Below are 17,166 nucleotides of genomic sequence, written 5' to 3' on the forward strand. Positions count from 1 at the left end.
CTTCTTACTTCTTACTTCTTACTTCTTACTTCTTACTTCTTACTTCTTACTTCTTACTTCTTACTTCTTACTTCTTACTTCTTACTTCTTACTTCTTACTTCTTACTTCTTACTCCCCGCTCCCCGCTCCCCGCTCCCCGCTCCCCGCTCCCCGCTCCCCCATAAAAAAAACCCTCAAGTTCGATCGATCTATCGATGATGATGAAGATCGATCGGACTTGAGGCTGATTTGTTTGGAGAATAGCTTCAGTTAAGGAAGTCGAACCAAAGAAATCAAAAGTTGAACACACAAACACTCTGTAGCCACACTTTAACCTATCCAATAGCTAGTTAATTAGTATAAAAGTATGGAAAAAGTAGGTTAGAAGGTAAGATCGAAAAAGAACCGATCGGCTAAAAATCCAGATGCAATCTGGTTTGAGCAGTTATTTCTCAAATTCCCCAAATTTCCCACACCCCAGATTTTCCTCAGCTTCCAACTCCCTGCTAGATTTAAATATGGATGCCGATCGAGCGATCGCGATAATTGAAACACTTTTGGCTCCCAAGTCTTTAAATTTAGTCCAGATCCAGATCGTGCGGGGGGTCATTGCAGGTGATACTTATCAAAAAATTGCCGCAGCAACTAGAGCCGATGCGTTTCAAGAACGGCTGCATAGTCAAGATGAAGATGAGGTGCGATCGGGACTGAGGCGGGCAGCCGGAGGGTATCAGATCGGCTATATCCGCGAGACTGGCGCGCAGTTGTGGCAGAGTCTGACGCAGCGGTTGGGGCAAAAAGTCACCAAAAATAGTTTGGCAGCAGTACTGTTATGGTATACACAACAGTCCGATGTGCCGTTATCTAGCGGAGATCGAGCCGATCGTCAGATCGCTTTTGCGATCGGGCAGGATCTCCCATCGGCAGCTACTATCGACCTACCCGATCGATTTTACGGGCGGACGGAGGAAATCGCTACTCTCACTCACTGGTGTTTGGACGATCGCTGTCGGCTGATCTTGACGATTGGTATGGGTGGCATGGGCAAAACGACACTAGCAAGAGAAATCGTGCGGCAACTGGAGGGCTATTTTCAGCGCAAGGTCTGGAGATCGTTAGTAAATTTACCGCCAGTATCGGAATTATGTGTGGATTTGCTGCAATGTTTGAGTCTAGCACCGCTATTAGATCTACCAGAGTCGTTAGAGGGGCAGATCGAGTTATTAATTGCTGCGTTGAGATCTCAGCGGTGTCTGATCGTGTTGGATAATGTCGAATCGATTCTTGCCGATCGAGTCCAATGCGGGCAATATTTACCAGGTTATGAGGGATACGATCGATTATTGAGGGCACTGGGCGAACTCCCGCATCAAAGTTGTGCGATGCTCACCAGTCGAGAAAAACCGCATACGATCGCCCGATCGCAGATCGTCAACCCTAAATTGGTCCGATCGATGACGATCGATGGGATCGCTCTGGCTGCCGGACATCAGTTGATTCAAGCTTTTGGCTGTCCGCATTTGCCAGAGCAGATGTGGCAAGAAGTCCACGCGCACTATGGGGGCAATCCGCTCGCGCTGAAAATTGCGACGATTACCGCCGTGGAAATGACTGGGGGTGGTGAAAAAATGTTGGAGCTGTATCCGCTAATGAAGCAAGGTCAGCTCAAATTTCGGAATATCGATGATATTCTCGAACGGCAATTCAATCGCCTCTCCGACTTAGAGCAGCAATTGGTATACTGGTTGGCGATCGAACGCGAGTCAGTGACGGGATCGCAATTGCGATCGAATTTAGTCCTCAACGATCGTGCTCCAGGGGAGGTGATTAACGCGCTGCAATCTTTATCCCGACGTTGTATCATTGCTTGTGGCGATCGGAGTTGGTCGATTCAACCAGTGACGATGGCTTATGTAACGAGCCGCTCGATCGATCTGTTTGTCAGCGAACTTGCCGCAGAGCTGTCGCTCGATCTACCCGACGATCTTCGCCAACGGTTTTGTCATCTCAATACCTATGCGATCGTCTTGGCACAGACGAAAGATTATCTCCGCCAAACGCAGATTCAGTATGTTTTACGACCGATTCTCGATCGGTTGCTAGCCGTCTGGAAAGATCGCGATCGTCTCAGCCGACATTTCGAGGATATTTTGACTGCATGGAAAACGATCGTCCCGATTCCTGCGGGTTATTTAGCGGGAAATGTGCTCAATTTAGCCATTGAATTGGCACCAGATCGATTAGAGGTATTAAATTCAGCCGATCCGGTCGCCAATTTGTCGTGAGTGGGGATGATTGTCAAACCAGCATCTACGACCTACCGGGATTGCTGGCAGATACCGCTAAATTGACCTTAGAAAGTCATTGTCTTCAGTCTTTGGTTAGACATACCAATTGGGTGTTTTCAGCCACCTACAGCCCAGATAACTATGTTTTGATGCAAGATGTTAATTATCTATTTTTAAGGTCGATAATTTCGGTCGGTGGAAATGCGCCGAATTCGGTAATAATTGCCTGAATTAAATGAGCTGGGGTGACATCGAAAGCGGGGTTGTAGAACTCCACGCCGGGGGGACAGACGATCGTATCGCCAATCTGGTAAAGTTCGGAGGGATGACGTTCTTCGATCGGAATCCCACTCCCATCATGAAGGCTAAAATCGATCGTCGATCGCGGTGCGGCGACAAAAAACGGGATATTATGCGCTTTAGCTACCAAGGCGAGACTATAGGTACCAATTTTATTCGCAGCATCGCCATTAGCAGCAATCCGATCGGCTCCTACTACCACCGCATCGATTAAGCCCTGCTTCATACAGTGTGCCGCCATACTATCAGCAATCACCGTCACGGGGATTCCCTCCTGCACGCATTCCCAACTAGTCAGTCTGGCACCCTGCAAACGCGGGCGCGTCTCATCGGCATAGATCCGCGCCAACCGTCCCTGCGTCCAAGCCGAACGTACTACCCCAAGTGCCGTGCCGTAGCCAGCCGTTGCTAGGGCACCCGCATTACAATGCGTGAGCAAACATAGCTTATCTGGGCTGCTGGGTAAAACTTTCAAGCCATGCGCGCCGATCGCCTGACAAGTTGCGATATCATCGGCATTAATCTGCTGCGCGGCAACTAATAATTGCGGGATAATTTCTGCCACAGTCCCCGCACAATTGCGCGCTGTCGCCTCCATCCGATCGATCGCCCAAAACAAGTTTACCGCCGTCGGGCGCGTCGCTCTAAGCGTTTTGCCAATTGTCACCAACTGTGTCAAAAATTCATCTCGATCTGTGGTGGTAATCTCTTTGGCACCCAAATACATCCCATAAGCCGCCGCCACGCCAATCGCTGGCGCACCCCTAACGATCATCGTCGAAATGGCGCGTGCCATATCTTCCACCAGATCGATCTCGACGTATGTATACTCATTTGGTAGACGGTTCTGATCGATTAATAACACGCGATCGTTTTGCCAACGCACGGGATAAACTGGGGTATTCATAGATTAATTCGTTAGAGCGCGATCGAGTAGTCTAAACCCAAATTTTATCATCCAGTTACGACATATCCCCGACTTCTTGCAAGAAGTCGGGGACATAGTATGGTTTAAAGCCCCAAACGAATAAACCGTTCCGCAAGTGTTGGCATAATTCGATCGAGGATGACTAATAATTTTGTTTTACCAATCTGTATTTCATAGCGATCTCGCTCGAAATTAGTCAAAAATTCAGCAACTAAAGCCTCTGGTGAAATCTTCCCACGTCCGCGCCCTGCTGTCATGGGTGTATCGACAATCGGTGGAATTATCTCAAATACTTTGACAGTACTATATTGTCTAGATCGAGAAATCTTTTTGCTAGAGCCAATCCAATTCCAGAAGTACCGCCTGTTATCAAAACAATATTGTCGGTTGTTTTCATAAGTTATCTATTCACTGGTAAATCTAAATACTCACTTAATTCTGCCAGCAACCATTCACATTCAGCCTCGCTGTTGCTGTGAATCCGATATTCTCTCACGCCAGCATGTATAACTATCTCTTTTGTTGTTGTAAAGAGTGCTTTTTTTTCACCTTGTAGTTGAGATTTCAGACGATAGACGAGCCGATCGATATTCAAATAAGGACTGGTAGGTGTCTGCCGTCCAAATTGAAAAATACCAATTCTTTTATGAAAACTAATGCGATTCTTAGTTATTTTCAAATGCAATTTACCGAAAAAATAGTAAATGAAGTTATAGATAACTAGCGCAAAAGCTAACAATTGTGGTGACAAAATGGTCAGCGGAATACTAATGAAAATATAGAAGCCAAACAATACTGTCAATGTGAATTGAATTGGCAAAATAAATAAGCTGACAATAAACGCAACTCTCCACTGGATCGGAAAACGTCGATCGGGAATGAAAATCTCGATCGCATCGGCTTGTTTATTTAAAACTATCTTACTACCATAAGGCTTTTCTCTGACGATACTATCGCTTTCATCTAATCGTGCTAGAGCTAATTTTGCCGTACTAACATCAGGAAAACGTTTTTTGAGACTGACTTCAGTTATCGTTTCCAACCACCGCCGCCAGCCTTTGCTGAGATTATTAACTGGTAACTGAATTTTGCCATCATCTTGGGGTAAATCGGCGGGATGGGTACCTGAAATCGTGTAAATTAAAGTCGCACCCAAACTATAAAGATCGGAAGCTGGCACCGTTTTACCGCCGAATTGTTCCATCGGCATATAACCATAGGTTCCCACCACCGTCATCGTCCCCCCATCCTTGGCTGCAACGTTCTGTACCGAACCAAAATCGACGAGATATACTTCGCCGATACTGTTGCCCGAACGATTGGCAAGGAGGATATTACTGGGTTTGAGATCGCGATGAATTACTGGCGGTTGAAGCGAGTGCAAGTAATCGAGAATATCGAGTACGGATGTTGCAAATTCTTGTAAATCGCTCTCGGTAAACCGTCTACCGGAACTGACGACTTCTTCGAGCGATGGTGCATCGATATAAGTTTGCACGAGCGCAAACCCTTTTAATTTGGGTAAGTCAAATTCAAAATAGTCTAAATAGCGGGGAATGGCGGGGAGATCGAGATGCTTGAGTGTTTCGGCTTCGCGCTCGAATAATTTAAGATCGTCCCAAATAAACTCGTTATTAAATATCAGTAGTTTAATAACGACGGGTAATTCTGTCTGAAGATCGATCGCTAAAAATGTGCGTCTACCAGTCTTTTGCCCTAACTGCTTTTCGATCTGGTAACGATCGCATAAAACTTGTCCGATAAATTCTGCTGCTGAATTTTGCATAGGGTTCCGATCGTCACACGCTATCTCTAATATACCCATCGATCGCCCAAAATTTAATCAATCGACCGAGCATCAAGCTGTGTTTGGACATTTGACACGATCGATCGCATATATCCCGCCCACAAAAATTTATTAACGATCCACAACAGCGGAACTGCAAACCAAGATCTCGGCATAAATGTGTACTTCCAGCGAATCAGCGTGCGATCCGCCGCAGCATCGCGATCGAACCACCATTCCCCGGTTGCTGATGAGATTAAAAAGCCCAAAGCACCAGAGAAATCGCTGACGACATAGGCGAAATAGTGCGGCTGATGATACTGTGTCAGGCGTTCTTGAGCGTAGCTACCATCAGACAAATGAACTATGCGCGTCTGTCCGATTGCGTCCCAATTGCCAGTTTGAGCCTCTGTGCGAATCACTGCGGGCAATAAACCATAACCTTTAAAGATCGATCTTACCTCGATCGGGACAACATGACAAAAAGCCTCGATCGCACTTACTGAAACTTGAATACTGACTACTGATGAAATCATCGATCGATTGGCTAGAAAGTACCTGAATTCTAGTTGATGAAAACTGCCTACCCGCTCCAGCTACTTTCTGACGATCGCTGCACTGAATTTGTCGATCCTTTCGATTAATTACTAGTAATCTGGCAGCGTTTTAGCGGTTTTCCATCAATGAAATGACTTTCGACGATCGCGGGAATATCTGCCTGAGTCAGATGACCGTATAAATGGCGATTGGGAAATAATATTTTTCTGACTTTACGTTGAATTTGATCTGGTAGCCAAGCAAAATCTGGCATATGAGCACGATAAACGGCAACAACCGTCCCAGCTTCACATCGATCCAAACATCCCGACTGCCGAATTTCGACTCGATCTGCTAATTGTTGTCGATCGATCTCATCGACAAAAGATTTATATATTTCTACACCACCACAATTAAAACAACAGCTTTCGGGGGTATTTAAATCGCCACGCTGTCTCGTACAAACAAATACTCGATATTTAGATGAATTCATGATGTCTCGATCGATTAAATTAAATGTAATTAGATTTTAGTCCCGATAATTACTCCACTCGCCCAAGACATTTTAATAATCCGCAGATCGCTACGTTGTTCGAGTGTAAAAATTAGCTTTTCTACTTTTTTGGCATGTCCTTCCGGCCAATTTGGTTGGGGTAGCATATCATCGATCGCGTAGATACCACCAGGCTTGAGTAAATCTAATGCTTCATCCAAACATTGATATTTTCCCGACCAAGCATCGGCAAAAATAAAGTCGAATTGTTGTCCGGTTACCGATCGTAAAAATTCATCGCCATCGCCACAAATTACTGTCAGTCGCGGATCTTTACCTAGATATTTATTAAGAATCTCTAGCCAATTTGCATCGTTATCGATCGTCGTCAAGTGTGAATTTGCATCCATTCCATCCAGAATCCAGGCGGTAGATAAACCCGTACCCGAACCAAGTTCGAGGAATTTGCCACTTGGTTTCGATGCTGATAAAGTACGTAAAAAGGCACATGTCAGCGGCTCGGATGGCATGGTGAAACCAGCAGCGCGACTGTCGGTATCGATCGCTTTTATCGATTTTGGCTCGTTGAGATGGTGCAGGTCGTTCATAGCCGGAATTTCGAGGCGATTAAATTGGCAATTAGCACTATAATACGAGCAAATACTCATGTTGCCAACTCGCTTTCTATTTAGGTGTGCTAATGCCACGAAAACCACCGACAACGCCCCGCAAACTGCCAAAACAAGATCGATCGAGAGTTACCGTTGAAGCGATTTTAGAGGCAACTACTCGCATTTTGGTGGAGGAAGGCTACGATAAAGCAAATACTAACCGGATCGCCGAACGAGCGGGGATTAGTATCGGCTCCCTATATCAATACTTCCCCAACAAAGAATCCCTGATGACTGCTTTAATGGAGCAACATGCACGAGAAATGGTAGAGTTAATTGAGACAAAACTCAATTGCTTATTTGACTCACCATTAGAAATAGTAATTCCTGAAATCGTCACGGTAGTGGTTGCCGCTCATGCAATTAATCCCCGGTTGCATCAAGTATTAAGTGAAGAAATTCCCCGCTCTGAAAGATCGCCACAAATGAACCGAGCGGACGAACGGATCGCCCAACTTTTAGGCGCGTATCTCGAACGCTGGCGGGATAAGATTAGTCCGCAAAACATCAATCTGACGGTATTTATTCTGAGTCGGACTGTTGATGCGCTGTGTCATGCCGCCGTCATCGAACATCCTAATTTTGTCAGCGATAGTCAGTTTGAACGCGAAGTCTCTAATCTATTACTGTCTTACCTCACAAACGATCCAGTTGCTTGACTATCTACATCCGCATCCTGACTTCTCGTTTCATTCAACCGATCTAGTGTATCTACAAAGTCGCGAATCCCTTGAAATTGACGGTAGACAGACGCAAATCGCACGTAAGCGACTTCACTCAATGGACGCAATTCGAGCAGTACCAGTTCGCCTATTTCCGCCGTTGTCACCTCTCTAACGGTACGCGCTTGCAGTTGAGCTTCGAGATCGTCTACGATCGATTCCAGGGTATCGGGAGTGAGTCCGGTTTTCTGACAGGCGTGAATTATCCCCCGCAGGAGTTTAGATCGATCGAAATATTCCCGCCGCGCATCTTGTTTAATGACGGTAACTGGTACGAATTCTAACCGTTCGTAAGTGGTAAACCGATGTTTACACCGCAAACATTCCCGCCGTCTACGAATACTCTGTCCGGCTTCTGTCGATCGAGATTCTAAGACCCGACTATCTGTATATTGGCAGTAGGAACATTGCATTGGGGAGCGGGGAGTTGGGAGCGGGGAGCGGGGAGATGGGGAGATGGGGAGACTATTTAATTGCCTAAAGCCTAAAGCCTAAAGCCTAAAGCCTAAAGCCTAAAGCCTAAAGCCTAAAGCCTAAAAAGCAAAATCTGAGCTAACTTAGAGATTTCTCTAGATTAGCTCAGATCGTGACTAAACTGAATTGTCGTTTACTTTTTACGAGGGATTTTCGCTGGTTCGCGAAAAGCGATTGCGAAGAATACCGTACCTAAAGCCAGCGTGGTGACCAAAATATAAATAGTTGCTTCCATCTTGCGTTCCAATCCTATGGGATTAATTTTAGTTTAACAAACAGCCAGGAAATCGGGGTGGAGTAACGGATAAAATCGCAGCTTCCACCCCAACTCCTAAAAGATTAGGCTTCTTTTCTACGCGTACGCGTAGTTGGGTCGCCCAATTTCTGGAACAGTCCCCACTCGACTTGCTCTTCTAAATCTGCTTCTACACCAGCAAATACGTCGCGGTAGATTGTCCGCGCGCCGTGCCAGAGATGACCGAAGAAGAAGAATAGTGCGAAGACAGCGTGACCGAAAGTAAACCAACCGCGAGGACTAGTACGGAATACACCGTCAGAACCAAGTTTTTCGCGATCGAATTCAAAGATTTCGCCACCTTGAGCTTTGCGTGCAAACTGCTTGACTTGGGTTGCATCGGTAAATGTTTGACCATTGAGCGCGCCACCGTAGAAACTAGCAGTGATGCCAGCTTGCTCGAAGCTGTATCTCGATTCTGCCCGACGGAACGGTACGTCTGCACGAACCACACCTTCAGAGTCAGTTAAGATGACAGGGAAACTTTCAAAGAAGTTCGGGAGGCGACGAACGCTCAGGACGCGACCTTCGGAGTCTTTGAATACTGGATGTCCTTGCCAACCTTGAACGATACCATCGCCTTTATTCATCGGCCCAGTGCGGAATAGACCGCCTTTAGCCGGACTATTACCTACATAGTCATAGAATGCCAGTCTGTCAGGAATTGCCTGCCAAGCTTGGGTTTCAGTTTTACCATCTTCGATGCTAGTCTGAACGCGACGTTGAATTTCCTGTTGGAAATAACCGCTATCCCACTGATAGCGCGTGGGGCCGAATAGCTCGATCGGTGTTGTAGCATTTCCATACCACATGGTTCCAGCAACGATGAAAGCTGCGAAGAATACTGCGGCAATACTCGAAGAAAGTACGGTTTCGATATTCCCCATCCGCAAAGCTTTGTAAAGCCGCTCTGGCGGACGAACCGTGAGGTGGAATAACCCCGCAATAATTCCGACTGTACCCGCTGCAATATGGTGCGCGACTACGCCACCAGGATTGAACGGATTGAAACCAGATGGCCCCCATTCTGGTGCAACTGGAGCTACATGTCCCGTAATGCCAAATGGATCTGTCACCCACATTCCTGGGCCAAATAGACCCGTTAGGTGGAACGCTCCGAATCCGAAGCAGAGCAAACCAGATAAGAACAAGTGAATCCCAAACATTTTGGGTAAATCTAGCGCGGGTTCGCCAGTCCGAGGATCTGTAAACAGTTCCAAGTCCCAGTACACCCAGTGCCAGATCGATGCTAGCATCAGCATCCCAGACAAAATAATGTGAGCTGTAGCTACACCTTCAAAAGACCAGAAACCAACGTCAGCCGCTGATTCACCTGGGACGATACTCCAGCCACCCCAAGATTTGGTGATGCCCAGACGTGCCATGAAGGGCATGACAAACATGCCTTGTCGCCACATGGGGTTAAAAACTGCGTCGCTAGGGTCGAAGTTTGATAGTTCAAATAGAGCCATCGAACCAGACCAACCAGCAACTAAAGCTGTATGCATTAGATGCACTGAGATCAGCCGACCCGGATCGTTCAGGACGACTGTGTGCACGCGATACCAGGGTAGTCCCATCGACTACAATCCTCCTTAAAATAGGTGTCTACGAAAATTCTTATTTTTTAAATAATCTCATGCATTATGTTATCCGCTTCCTACCTTCGAGGCAAGGCAATCTCGCTGTTATTTATCTCCATCTGTCGATCGCCTGAAACCTCTACACAACTTGATTCATAGTCGTTCTAGCTATTTCTGCGATTCCCATTCGATCGAGTTTTATCCTCAGAATGTTTACAAAAGTTAATGATTAGGCTTTAGGCTTTAGGCTTTAGGAAATTTTACTCCCCTCGTCCCCTCGTCTCCCTTCAATCAACCCTAGCCGTACTCAACACCATCGTCGTACTGCTATTGACGACAAAGCCTAAGCGTTCGTAGAAACTTTGTTGGTGAGTGGTAGTCAAATAAATGCGTTCGACTCGCTGCATACAAGGATGCGCGAGAATGGTTTCTACCAATTTCCGTCCTAAACCCAGTCGTTGATAATCGCAGTCAACTACTACGTCGAAAATTGTCGCACGATATACGCCATCTGAAATGGCTCTAGCAAACCCGATTAACTTATCTTCATCCCAAGCCGATACTACAGGTTCGCTGCGATCGACAGCAATTTTGAGATCTTCGATCTGACGATCGGCCGCCCAAAAGGCACTTTTAGTTAATAATGCTTGAAGTTGATGCAGATCTATGTCTGCGCGGCGATCGCAAAACCGGATGGCTTGAGCTTTCATCTGTGGATCGATTTTCTCTAATAACTCACGATCGATGTTAACTTTTATCCGGTCGCGATCGATGTTCAAAATCGACAAATTATGTCTTTATGTCTGGGATTTGCAAATCGAGCGATGCAGCCTCAAAGCGCGGATCTCGATCGATGCCATTTTAATGATTTTGTACTACTCGCACTGCCGTTTGGATCAAATCGAAATAATAAGCCTTGGTAATATCGATAGTTTGAATCGATCCGACACTAATGACTAATTCGGCTACTTTCTGACCTTTATCTACTACCAGAAGTTGACCCCGATCGTTGACAATTATTAGGCGTTCTTTGTTTTCAGACATACTGCAATTATAATCGCGTTCTTGATAATTAAACTTATAAGTCTGTGCGGTTACTGGCAAGCGAACGCTAATTACTTCGAGTTCGATCGATCTCGAATCTTTCCAGTTATTCTCTTTAAGCTTATAAGCAATATCCAAATATTTAGGCAGCGGGAAATAATCACCAAATCGCCACGCGATCGCTTTAATTCCTTTAGGAAATTCTGGCGTATCGACAGTAAATTTCAGATGCCCTTTGCCGACGATTTTTTGTTCGATGACCCGGACATTTGCCGTCCAAAATACCGGATCGGGATTCTCCATTCCACAAGGATGAATCGCATCGATTTGTTCGTACAACGACATGTTAATCGCCGCTAAATCTGCCCCGGCATCGATTTTGACTAAATGTTTGAGATGCTCTATTTCTAGGCACTTATGGGCGAATTCACTGAGCTGCTGTTGAAATTGTGCTAGATTTTCTGTCGGCATCGAAAAGCCACCCGCCGCCCGATGTCCGCCGTATTTACCCAGCAGATCGTGACAGTAGTTTAGGGCATCAAACACATTAAATTCAGGAATACTGCGTGCCGATCCTCGGATGTGATGTTCGTCTTCATTCGTCCCGATAAATACTGGTACGCCATAGCGTTCGACTAACCGCGAAGCGACAATGCCAATTACACCATGATGCCAACCAGGATGGACGATAACTAAAACACGATTTTGTTTGATGTGATAGTTGCCATGCTCGATGAGATCGATCGCTTCTTGTTCGATCCGCGCACACATGTCTTGGCGTTGTTTGTTCACCTGTTCGCACTGAATCGCCCTAGCTAGAGCGACACCCATATCGTTAGTTGTCAGCAAATTAATAATAATCTGCGGGTCGTCAATTCTACCGATCGCATTAATTCTAGGGCCTAATCTAAACCCGATATCTTCAGGTTTCATGGCAGTATTTTTAGCTACCGTACCGCATTGGGTACCGGACATTTCAATTAAGGCTTGAATTCCCGTAACTTGCGAGTTAGGTAATAATTGTAAACCCTGCTTGACTAAGCGACGATTGATGCCCGTTAATGGTGCTAAATCGGCGATCGTACCCAATGTAAATAATTCTAATAACTCATTGCTCAAAGATGGTTTATCGAGTCTATTAGCTAATTCTAAAGCTAACAGATAAGCGACACCCACACCCGCGATCGCGCGATAAACCGAAGATTCGGCAATTAGTTTCGGATTTAGAATCGCCTGTGCTGGCGGTAATACCTGCGGTAAATCGTGGTGATCGGTAATAATTACCTCCAAGCCCAATTCTACCGCTCTGGCGATCGCCGCAACTGCCGAAATGCCATTATCTACCGTGATAATTAACTTGACACCTTCAGCGTGAAATTCCTCCACAATCCGCTTGTTAATCCCGTACCCATCCGACATCCGACTGGGAATCGCATAGTCTACATCCGCACCCAAAGCCGAGAGCGCACGCAACAGTAATGCAGTACTAGTCATCCCATCGGCATCATAGTCCCCACAAATCGCGATTTTAGACTTATGCTCGATCGCGTTTACCAGGATATCTAAACTTAGCTCAAGATCGGGAAATTCAGTCAACGGCGAGGGTAATTCCGCTGTTTCTGGGTGAATGAATAACTCCGCCTGTTCGAGCGTCTCGATGCCCCGATTCATCAGCACCTGTGCGAGTAATTGTGATGTCGGCTCTCCAGGTGTCAGCACAATTCCCGCCGCTAATGTTGCAGCCTGTGATAAGTTACTCGGTGCTATTTGCCAGCGGTGTTGAGGAAGCATGGGTAAATAAGTAAAAAAGGGGCGAGTTTATGGCTCAAGTATTCCAGCTTGGATTAAAAGCTGACGTTCTTCAACTCGGTCGCGACGGTTTAACTGCAACAACCGAATTGTAACCCGACCGACGGGGCTTAAAGGCATAAATTCACCCCCACTCAGTCGAAAATGTTCGCGCCAGAGATTTTGGCGAGGATGATATAATGGGACAATTTTTTCTGTTTCTGGATCTACAGAAGCAAGATCGCTACCTTTATATTTGTTTCACAGATTACAGGATAGAGCCAAATTTTCAGATTCAGTCCGTCCATCGTGTTTTTCAGCAATAATATGGTCGATCTCATGAGCTGAAAAACTAGCTACATCAGGAATCAGACAATATTCACAACAACCGTTTGCTCGTTCATAAACTTGTTTTCTTAGAGCGACAGAAATATAGGTTGTACTCATTCGGACTGGGATTCCTTGAGCTTTAATAAAGCTCTAGCCTTTGCCATTCTGACAATATGTTCTAGATACTGATACCCTTGCCATAACTGTTCTTCTGCTGGAGTTAAGCCTGTCGTTCGATTTTTTTCTAGTAAAGTACTAATCCGCTCTTGCAGGGCTTCTGAGGGACGCAGAGCAATAATGGCTTCATTTGGCGGGAGACTTGCCAGAAATTCTAGAACTTCAGGTATCCTAGAAAATCCTGCTTGAGAGATCGCCTTCAATTCTCGCAAACCCAACTCCAGGATTTGAGGCAGTTTATCTGCAAATGGTTGGATCTCAGTCGCAACTTCATCTGGCAAATCGAATGTAACTTGCATGGCAACTTTGATTAGATAGATACTTTGACAGTTGTAGATACGCAATTGCCTAAGGCTTCAACACTGTTTTACTAACGATCGAAAAAACATCTGAGAAAAGTCAATTTTTTTCAAGCATAACCCCTAGAAATCCCCCCTAGCCCCCCTTGAAAAGGGGGGAACCGGATCCGGAAGTCCCCCTTGAAAAGGGGGATTTAGGGGGATTTGGATCTACGATCCACATCAAAAAACTTTTTCAGGTATCCTCTAATAAGCCAGAATGCTTTCATTGTAAGTTACTTAGCGGTAAGATATCTCAGCTAGACCCCCGATCGATAGGTTCATACTTGCATGAATGCAGCAGAAAGTAAACGAGTTGAAGATTTCCTGACTAAGTGGTTGGGTTCAGAAGGGAACGAACGGGCGAATTATCAAACCTTTTTTGGCGATTTGTGCGTGGCTCTAAATGTGCCAGCACCGCCCCCAAAAGGCAGCGAGGCAGGCGATCGCTATTGTTTTGACAAAAACATCAAGTTTTTCAGTGAGAAGGCTGAGACGACGCGATTTGCGGACTTTTATAAAGAGGGGCACTTCCTGATTGAGGCAAAGCAGGGGAGTACCAATTCGAGTAAGGGACACGGCAAGCGGGGAACGAAGGGCTATCGGGATGAGATGCAGAAGGCGTTTAACCAGGCGAAGTCTTATGCTTATAACCGGATGTTGCCTTCGTTACCGCCGTTTTTGATGACTTGCGATATTGGTTCGCATTTTGAGGTGTGGGCGGGGTTTAGTGGTGCGTATGGGAGTTATGGGGCGCGTCAGACGATAAATCTCAAGGATTTGGCACAGCCGGAAATATTCGACAGGTTTGTGGCGATGTTTGTCGAGCCGCAATCGCTGAATCCTGAGAAATATCGGGCGCGGGTAACGCGAGAAGTGGCGGCGGAATTGGCGAAGTTGTCGCGGTGGTTGGAGGAGAATGCTCAATCCGAGTTGGTGAGCGTGCGGTTGAAACCGCCGCTCATGATGCAAAGTCCGCCTACGCGGACTAAAAGTAGTGCAAAATCGGCAAAGGCGGACTCTAGATCTCAGTCCGCGCAGGCGGACTTTGCAACACCAGCCTCGATTTCAATCGACGGCGGTATCGACGGCGGTATCGACGGCGGTGCCGAACCAGTTTCGGCGCATGAGGTGGCAAACTTTTTGATGCGGTGTATTTTTACGATGTTTGCCGAGGATGTGGAATTACTCAAAGGGGAGGTGTTTACCAAGGCATTACGCGATCGATGGATACCCAATCCGCACACATTTAAGCCGGAAATCGAACAGCTCTGGCAAACGATGAATACGGGTGGTACCTTCGGCTTCGAGCGAATTTTGCGGTTTAATGGTAGCTTCTTTGAGGATGCGACGGCGTTTGACTTGCCCAAGGAACAGTTGGAAGTCTTATATGCAGCGGCGGCGAAGGATTGGAGTCAGGTAGAGCCAGCGATTTTTGGGACGTTATTAGAGCGGGCGTTGGAGAAGAAGGAACGCAGTCGCTTAGGGGCACATTATACACCGCGATCGTATGTGGAGCGGTTGGTGCGTCCGGTGGTGATGGAACCGTTGCGCCAACAGTGGGATGAGGTGGAGTTGGAATTACGGCGGATTTTAGCCACGCCAGAAGGGAAGGAACCGACGGGGTTGCAGCAGAAGAAGGCGGAGCAGGAGATCGGGCAGTTTTTGACCCAATTACGTCAGGTGCGGATTTTAGATCCGGCTTGCGGTACGGGGAATTTCTTATACGTGACGCTGGATTTATTGAAGGGGTTGGAGCAAGAAGCCATTGCACGGCTGGTAGATGTGGCGGGAAATGTCCAGTTAAATGTGTTGGAACAGGTGAATCCAGCCCAGTTTTTGGGCATCGAAATCAATCCGCGTGCGGCGGCGATCGCGGAGCTGGTAATCTGGATCGGGTATCTCCAATGGTATTTTAAGCGGTATGGCAATGCAGCACCGCCGGAACCTGTACTCCAAGCGTTTGGGAATATCGAATGTCGGGATGCGGTGTTGGCTTACGACGGGCGGGAGCCGGATCTAGACGCGAAAACGGGTGAGGTGCGATCTCGTTGAGGTGGCAGAATGATGAAGCATCCAGTAACGGGTGAGGATGTGCCAGATCCGCTCGATCGAGTCATTATTTACAAGTATCTTAATGCGCGGGCTGCGGAATGGCCAGAGGCAGATTATATCGTCTCAAATCCGCCTTTTCCGGGAAAACTCTTTCTCGTAGAAAGACTGGGAGATGGATATATAGAAGCATTTCGTGATGCTTATAAAAATCAAGTTCCTGATGGTGCAGATTTCGTAATGTATTGGTGGCATAAAGCCGCAATACTTGTAGCAAACAACCAGGTTAAAAGGTTTGGATTGATTACAAGTAATAGTATTAGCCAATCTTCTAATCGTCGCGTTGTATCTAATGCAATTAACAGCACAAACTCTGTTAGTTTAATATTCGTTATTCCAGATCATCCTTGGATTGAATCAAGTGATGCTGCATCGGTAAGAATCGCTATGACAGCCTGCGAACTAGGCATTAAGACTGGAACTTTAGTCTCTCTTATCTCCGAACAAAATTGTGATTCAGAGGAAATACATGTCAATTTTACAAGACAAATTGGGACAATCTATGAAGATTTACGGATTGGTACTAACATTACCTCCTCTACTTCTTTGCAATCAAACTACGGAATAGCCGGAACTGGGCTACTGTTGGGTAACAGAGGTTTTGTGATAAATAGAGAACAGCTTAATAACTTTACGATAAATCAGCCAAGCTCAAAATCAATTATAAATCTTCTTTTCAATGGCGATGATATTTCTGAAAGAAGTAGAGATCTATTTGTCATAGATACTCATGGATTAACAGAAGAGAATTTGGCTTCATCTTATCCTGCAATCTATCAGCATCTAAGAGATTTTGTTTATGCAGAAAGACAAGTAAATAGAGATCCAAAGCTGAGAAAATACTGGTGGCTATTTCGTCGCAGCAATGAAAAAACCAGAGAATCAATCAGCGGTTTGAAACGATTTATCGTTACATCTGAAACATCAAAGCATCGTGTATTCGTATTTCTAGATAGTGACTGTAAACCAGAGCATAAATTGGTTGTTATTGGATCTGAAGATAGCTATGTCATAGGTGTTTTGTCGAGTAAAGTACACGTCGCATGGGCATTATCTTGTGCGGCAAAGCGAGGAATAACACCAGTTTATCCAAAGAATTTTTGTTTCGATCGCTTCCCATTTCCAGATCCTACCCCAGAACAAAAGCAAAAGATTCGAGAATTGGGCGATCGATTAGATAGCCATCGCAAACAAGTTCAAGCCGCCCATCCCGACATTACCATCACCGGAATGTACAACCTGCTCGAAAAACTCCGCGCTGGCGAACCATTTACCGATATCGATCGAGCATACAACAATCGCGCCCTCGTCTCCACCCTC

General features: G+C 46.0%; 17 protein-coding genes. 4 read left to right on the forward strand and 13 right to left on the reverse strand.

The genetic code is table 11. The features are described 5' to 3' along the window. Window positions 1-405 precede the first annotated feature (405 nt). Window positions 406-2,265 carry an NB-ARC domain-containing protein gene (locus tag RMO79_RS04150; protein ID WP_310481808.1) on the forward strand — a complete coding sequence of 620 codons (1,860 nt, stop codon included), beginning with the start codon at window positions 406-408 and terminating at the stop codon, window positions 2,263-2,265. Window positions 2,266-2,431: 166 nt separating this feature from the next. On the opposite strand, the gene mtnA is transcribed toward RMO79_RS04150, so the two are convergent. From mtnA to RMO79_RS04180, 6 genes are all read right to left on the reverse strand, one after another. Continuing rightward, window positions 2,432-3,475 carry an S-methyl-5-thioribose-1-phosphate isomerase gene (gene mtnA / locus RMO79_RS04155; RefSeq protein WP_310481809.1) on the reverse strand — a complete coding sequence of 348 codons (1,044 nt, stop codon included), beginning with the start codon at window positions 3,473-3,475 and terminating at the stop codon, window positions 2,432-2,434. A 104-nt stretch (window positions 3,476-3,579) separates the two neighbouring features. Further along, a complete protein-coding gene (locus RMO79_RS04160) occupies window positions 3,580-3,753 on the reverse strand; it encodes a hypothetical protein (RefSeq protein ID WP_310481810.1) in 174 nt (57 codons plus the stop codon). 143 nt (window positions 3,754-3,896) lie between these two features. Then, a complete protein-coding gene (locus RMO79_RS04165) occupies window positions 3,897-5,282 on the reverse strand; it encodes a protein kinase domain-containing protein (protein WP_310481811.1) in 1,386 nt (461 codons plus the stop codon). A 53-nt stretch (window positions 5,283-5,335) separates the two neighbouring features. Continuing rightward, the gene (locus RMO79_RS04170) at window positions 5,336-5,818 is read right to left on the reverse strand and encodes an SRPBCC family protein (protein WP_310481812.1); all 483 of its coding nucleotides are present in this window, start codon (window positions 5,816-5,818) and stop codon (window positions 5,336-5,338) included. 104 nt (window positions 5,819-5,922) lie between these two features. Next, the gene (locus RMO79_RS04175) at window positions 5,923-6,312 is read right to left on the reverse strand and encodes a (2Fe-2S) ferredoxin domain-containing protein (protein WP_310481813.1); all 390 of its coding nucleotides are present in this window, start codon (window positions 6,310-6,312) and stop codon (window positions 5,923-5,925) included. Between the two features lie 29 nt (window positions 6,313-6,341). Then, window positions 6,342-6,920: a class I SAM-dependent methyltransferase gene (locus RMO79_RS04180; protein ID WP_310481814.1), complete on the reverse strand. Its 579-nt coding sequence runs from the start codon at window positions 6,918-6,920 to the stop codon at window positions 6,342-6,344. A gap of 92 nt (window positions 6,921-7,012) precedes the next feature. On the opposite strand from RMO79_RS04180, the gene RMO79_RS04185 reads away from it, so the two are divergent. Then, complete coding sequence (locus RMO79_RS04185; protein WP_310481815.1) at window positions 7,013-7,642, forward strand: TetR/AcrR family transcriptional regulator; 630 nt, start codon at window positions 7,013-7,015, stop codon at window positions 7,640-7,642. Here the strand turns inward: RMO79_RS04185 and nrdR are convergent. The 7 genes from nrdR to RMO79_RS04220 form a co-directional block, all read right to left on the reverse strand. After that, window positions 7,615-8,118: a transcriptional regulator NrdR gene (gene nrdR / locus RMO79_RS04190; protein WP_310481816.1), complete on the reverse strand. Its 504-nt coding sequence runs from the start codon at window positions 8,116-8,118 to the stop codon at window positions 7,615-7,617. The two genes, RMO79_RS04185 and nrdR, sit on opposite strands and share 28 nt — an antisense overlap. Before the next feature lie 194 nt (window positions 8,119-8,312). Beyond that, complete coding sequence (locus RMO79_RS04195; RefSeq protein ID WP_310481817.1) at window positions 8,313-8,414, reverse strand: photosystem II reaction center protein T; 102 nt, start codon at window positions 8,412-8,414, stop codon at window positions 8,313-8,315. Window positions 8,415-8,518: 104 nt separating this feature from the next. Further along, window positions 8,519-10,054: a photosystem II chlorophyll-binding protein CP47 gene (gene psbB / locus RMO79_RS04200; RefSeq protein ID WP_310481818.1), complete on the reverse strand. Its 1,536-nt coding sequence runs from the start codon at window positions 10,052-10,054 to the stop codon at window positions 8,519-8,521. 290 nt (window positions 10,055-10,344) lie between these two features. Further along, window positions 10,345-10,767 carry a GNAT family N-acetyltransferase gene (locus RMO79_RS04205; RefSeq protein WP_310481823.1) on the reverse strand — a complete coding sequence of 141 codons (423 nt, stop codon included), beginning with the start codon at window positions 10,765-10,767 and terminating at the stop codon, window positions 10,345-10,347. A 151-nt stretch (window positions 10,768-10,918) separates the two neighbouring features. Next, window positions 10,919-12,892 (reverse strand): single-stranded-DNA-specific exonuclease RecJ, encoded by a 1,974-nt coding sequence (recJ, locus tag RMO79_RS04210; protein ID WP_310481819.1) that lies wholly within the window; start codon window positions 12,890-12,892, stop codon window positions 10,919-10,921. A 258-nt stretch (window positions 12,893-13,150) separates the two neighbouring features. Beyond that, window positions 13,151-13,336: an HNH endonuclease signature motif containing protein gene (locus RMO79_RS04215; RefSeq protein ID WP_310481820.1), complete on the reverse strand. Its 186-nt coding sequence runs from the start codon at window positions 13,334-13,336 to the stop codon at window positions 13,151-13,153. Continuing rightward, window positions 13,333-13,695 carry a hypothetical protein gene (locus tag RMO79_RS04220; protein ID WP_310481821.1) on the reverse strand — a complete coding sequence of 121 codons (363 nt, stop codon included), beginning with the start codon at window positions 13,693-13,695 and terminating at the stop codon, window positions 13,333-13,335. The genes RMO79_RS04215 and RMO79_RS04220 overlap by 4 nt, the downstream gene beginning before the upstream one ends. Before the next feature lie 330 nt (window positions 13,696-14,025). Here RMO79_RS04220 and RMO79_RS04225 point away from each other — a divergent pair, with 330 nt between their 5' ends. Beyond that, window positions 14,026-15,789 (forward strand): type IIL restriction-modification enzyme MmeI, encoded by a 1,764-nt coding sequence (locus tag RMO79_RS04225; RefSeq protein ID WP_310481822.1) that lies wholly within the window; start codon window positions 14,026-14,028, stop codon window positions 15,787-15,789. A gap of 9 nt (window positions 15,790-15,798) precedes the next feature. Next, a partial coding sequence (locus RMO79_RS04230; RefSeq protein ID WP_396136514.1) for a type IIL restriction-modification enzyme MmeI occupies window positions 15,799-17,166 on the forward strand: 1,368 nt, incomplete at its 3' end.

Origin of the sequence: Chamaesiphon sp. VAR_48_metabat_403, from assembly GCF_031422475.1 — a bacterium.
In the GTDB taxonomy this organism is placed as follows: Bacteria; Cyanobacteriota; Cyanobacteriia; order Cyanobacteriales; family Chamaesiphonaceae; genus Chamaesiphon.

Excerpts from the sequence above, each read along its gene's own strand:
- recJ (WP_310481819.1), bottom strand. The coding sequence starts at position 12,892 with ATGCTTCCTCAACACCGCTGGCAAATAGCACCGAGTAACTTATCACAG.
- mtnA (WP_310481809.1), bottom strand. The coding sequence starts at position 3,475 with ATGAATACCCCAGTTTATCCCGTGCGTTGGCAAAACGATCGCGTGTTA.
- RMO79_RS04160 (WP_310481810.1), bottom strand. The coding sequence starts at position 3,753 with ATGACAGCAGGGCGCGGACGTGGGAAGATTTCACCAGAGGCTTTAGTT.
- RMO79_RS04150 (WP_310481808.1), top strand. The coding sequence starts at position 406 with ATGCAATCTGGTTTGAGCAGTTATTTCTCAAATTCCCCAAATTTCCCA.
- RMO79_RS04195 (WP_310481817.1), bottom strand. The coding sequence starts at position 8,414 with ATGGAAGCAACTATTTATATTTTGGTCACCACGCTGGCTTTAGGTACG.
- RMO79_RS04215 (WP_310481820.1), bottom strand. The coding sequence starts at position 13,336 with ATGAGTACAACCTATATTTCTGTCGCTCTAAGAAAACAAGTTTATGAA.
- RMO79_RS04220 (WP_310481821.1), bottom strand. The coding sequence starts at position 13,695 with ATGCAAGTTACATTCGATTTGCCAGATGAAGTTGCGACTGAGATCCAA.
- psbB (WP_310481818.1), bottom strand. The coding sequence starts at position 10,054 with ATGGGACTACCCTGGTATCGCGTGCACACAGTCGTCCTGAACGATCCG.
- RMO79_RS04180 (WP_310481814.1), bottom strand. The coding sequence starts at position 6,920 with ATGAACGACCTGCACCATCTCAACGAGCCAAAATCGATAAAAGCGATC.
- RMO79_RS04170 (WP_310481812.1), bottom strand. The coding sequence starts at position 5,818 with ATGATTTCATCAGTAGTCAGTATTCAAGTTTCAGTAAGTGCGATCGAG.
- nrdR (WP_310481816.1), bottom strand. The coding sequence starts at position 8,118 with ATGCAATGTTCCTACTGCCAATATACAGATAGTCGGGTCTTAGAATCT.
- RMO79_RS04165 (WP_310481811.1), bottom strand. The coding sequence starts at position 5,282 with ATGCAAAATTCAGCAGCAGAATTTATCGGACAAGTTTTATGCGATCGT.
- RMO79_RS04205 (WP_310481823.1), bottom strand. The coding sequence starts at position 10,767 with ATGAAAGCTCAAGCCATCCGGTTTTGCGATCGCCGCGCAGACATAGAT.
- RMO79_RS04225 (WP_310481822.1), top strand. The coding sequence starts at position 14,026 with ATGAATGCAGCAGAAAGTAAACGAGTTGAAGATTTCCTGACTAAGTGG.
- RMO79_RS04185 (WP_310481815.1), top strand. The coding sequence starts at position 7,013 with ATGCCACGAAAACCACCGACAACGCCCCGCAAACTGCCAAAACAAGAT.
- RMO79_RS04175 (WP_310481813.1), bottom strand. The coding sequence starts at position 6,312 with ATGAATTCATCTAAATATCGAGTATTTGTTTGTACGAGACAGCGTGGC.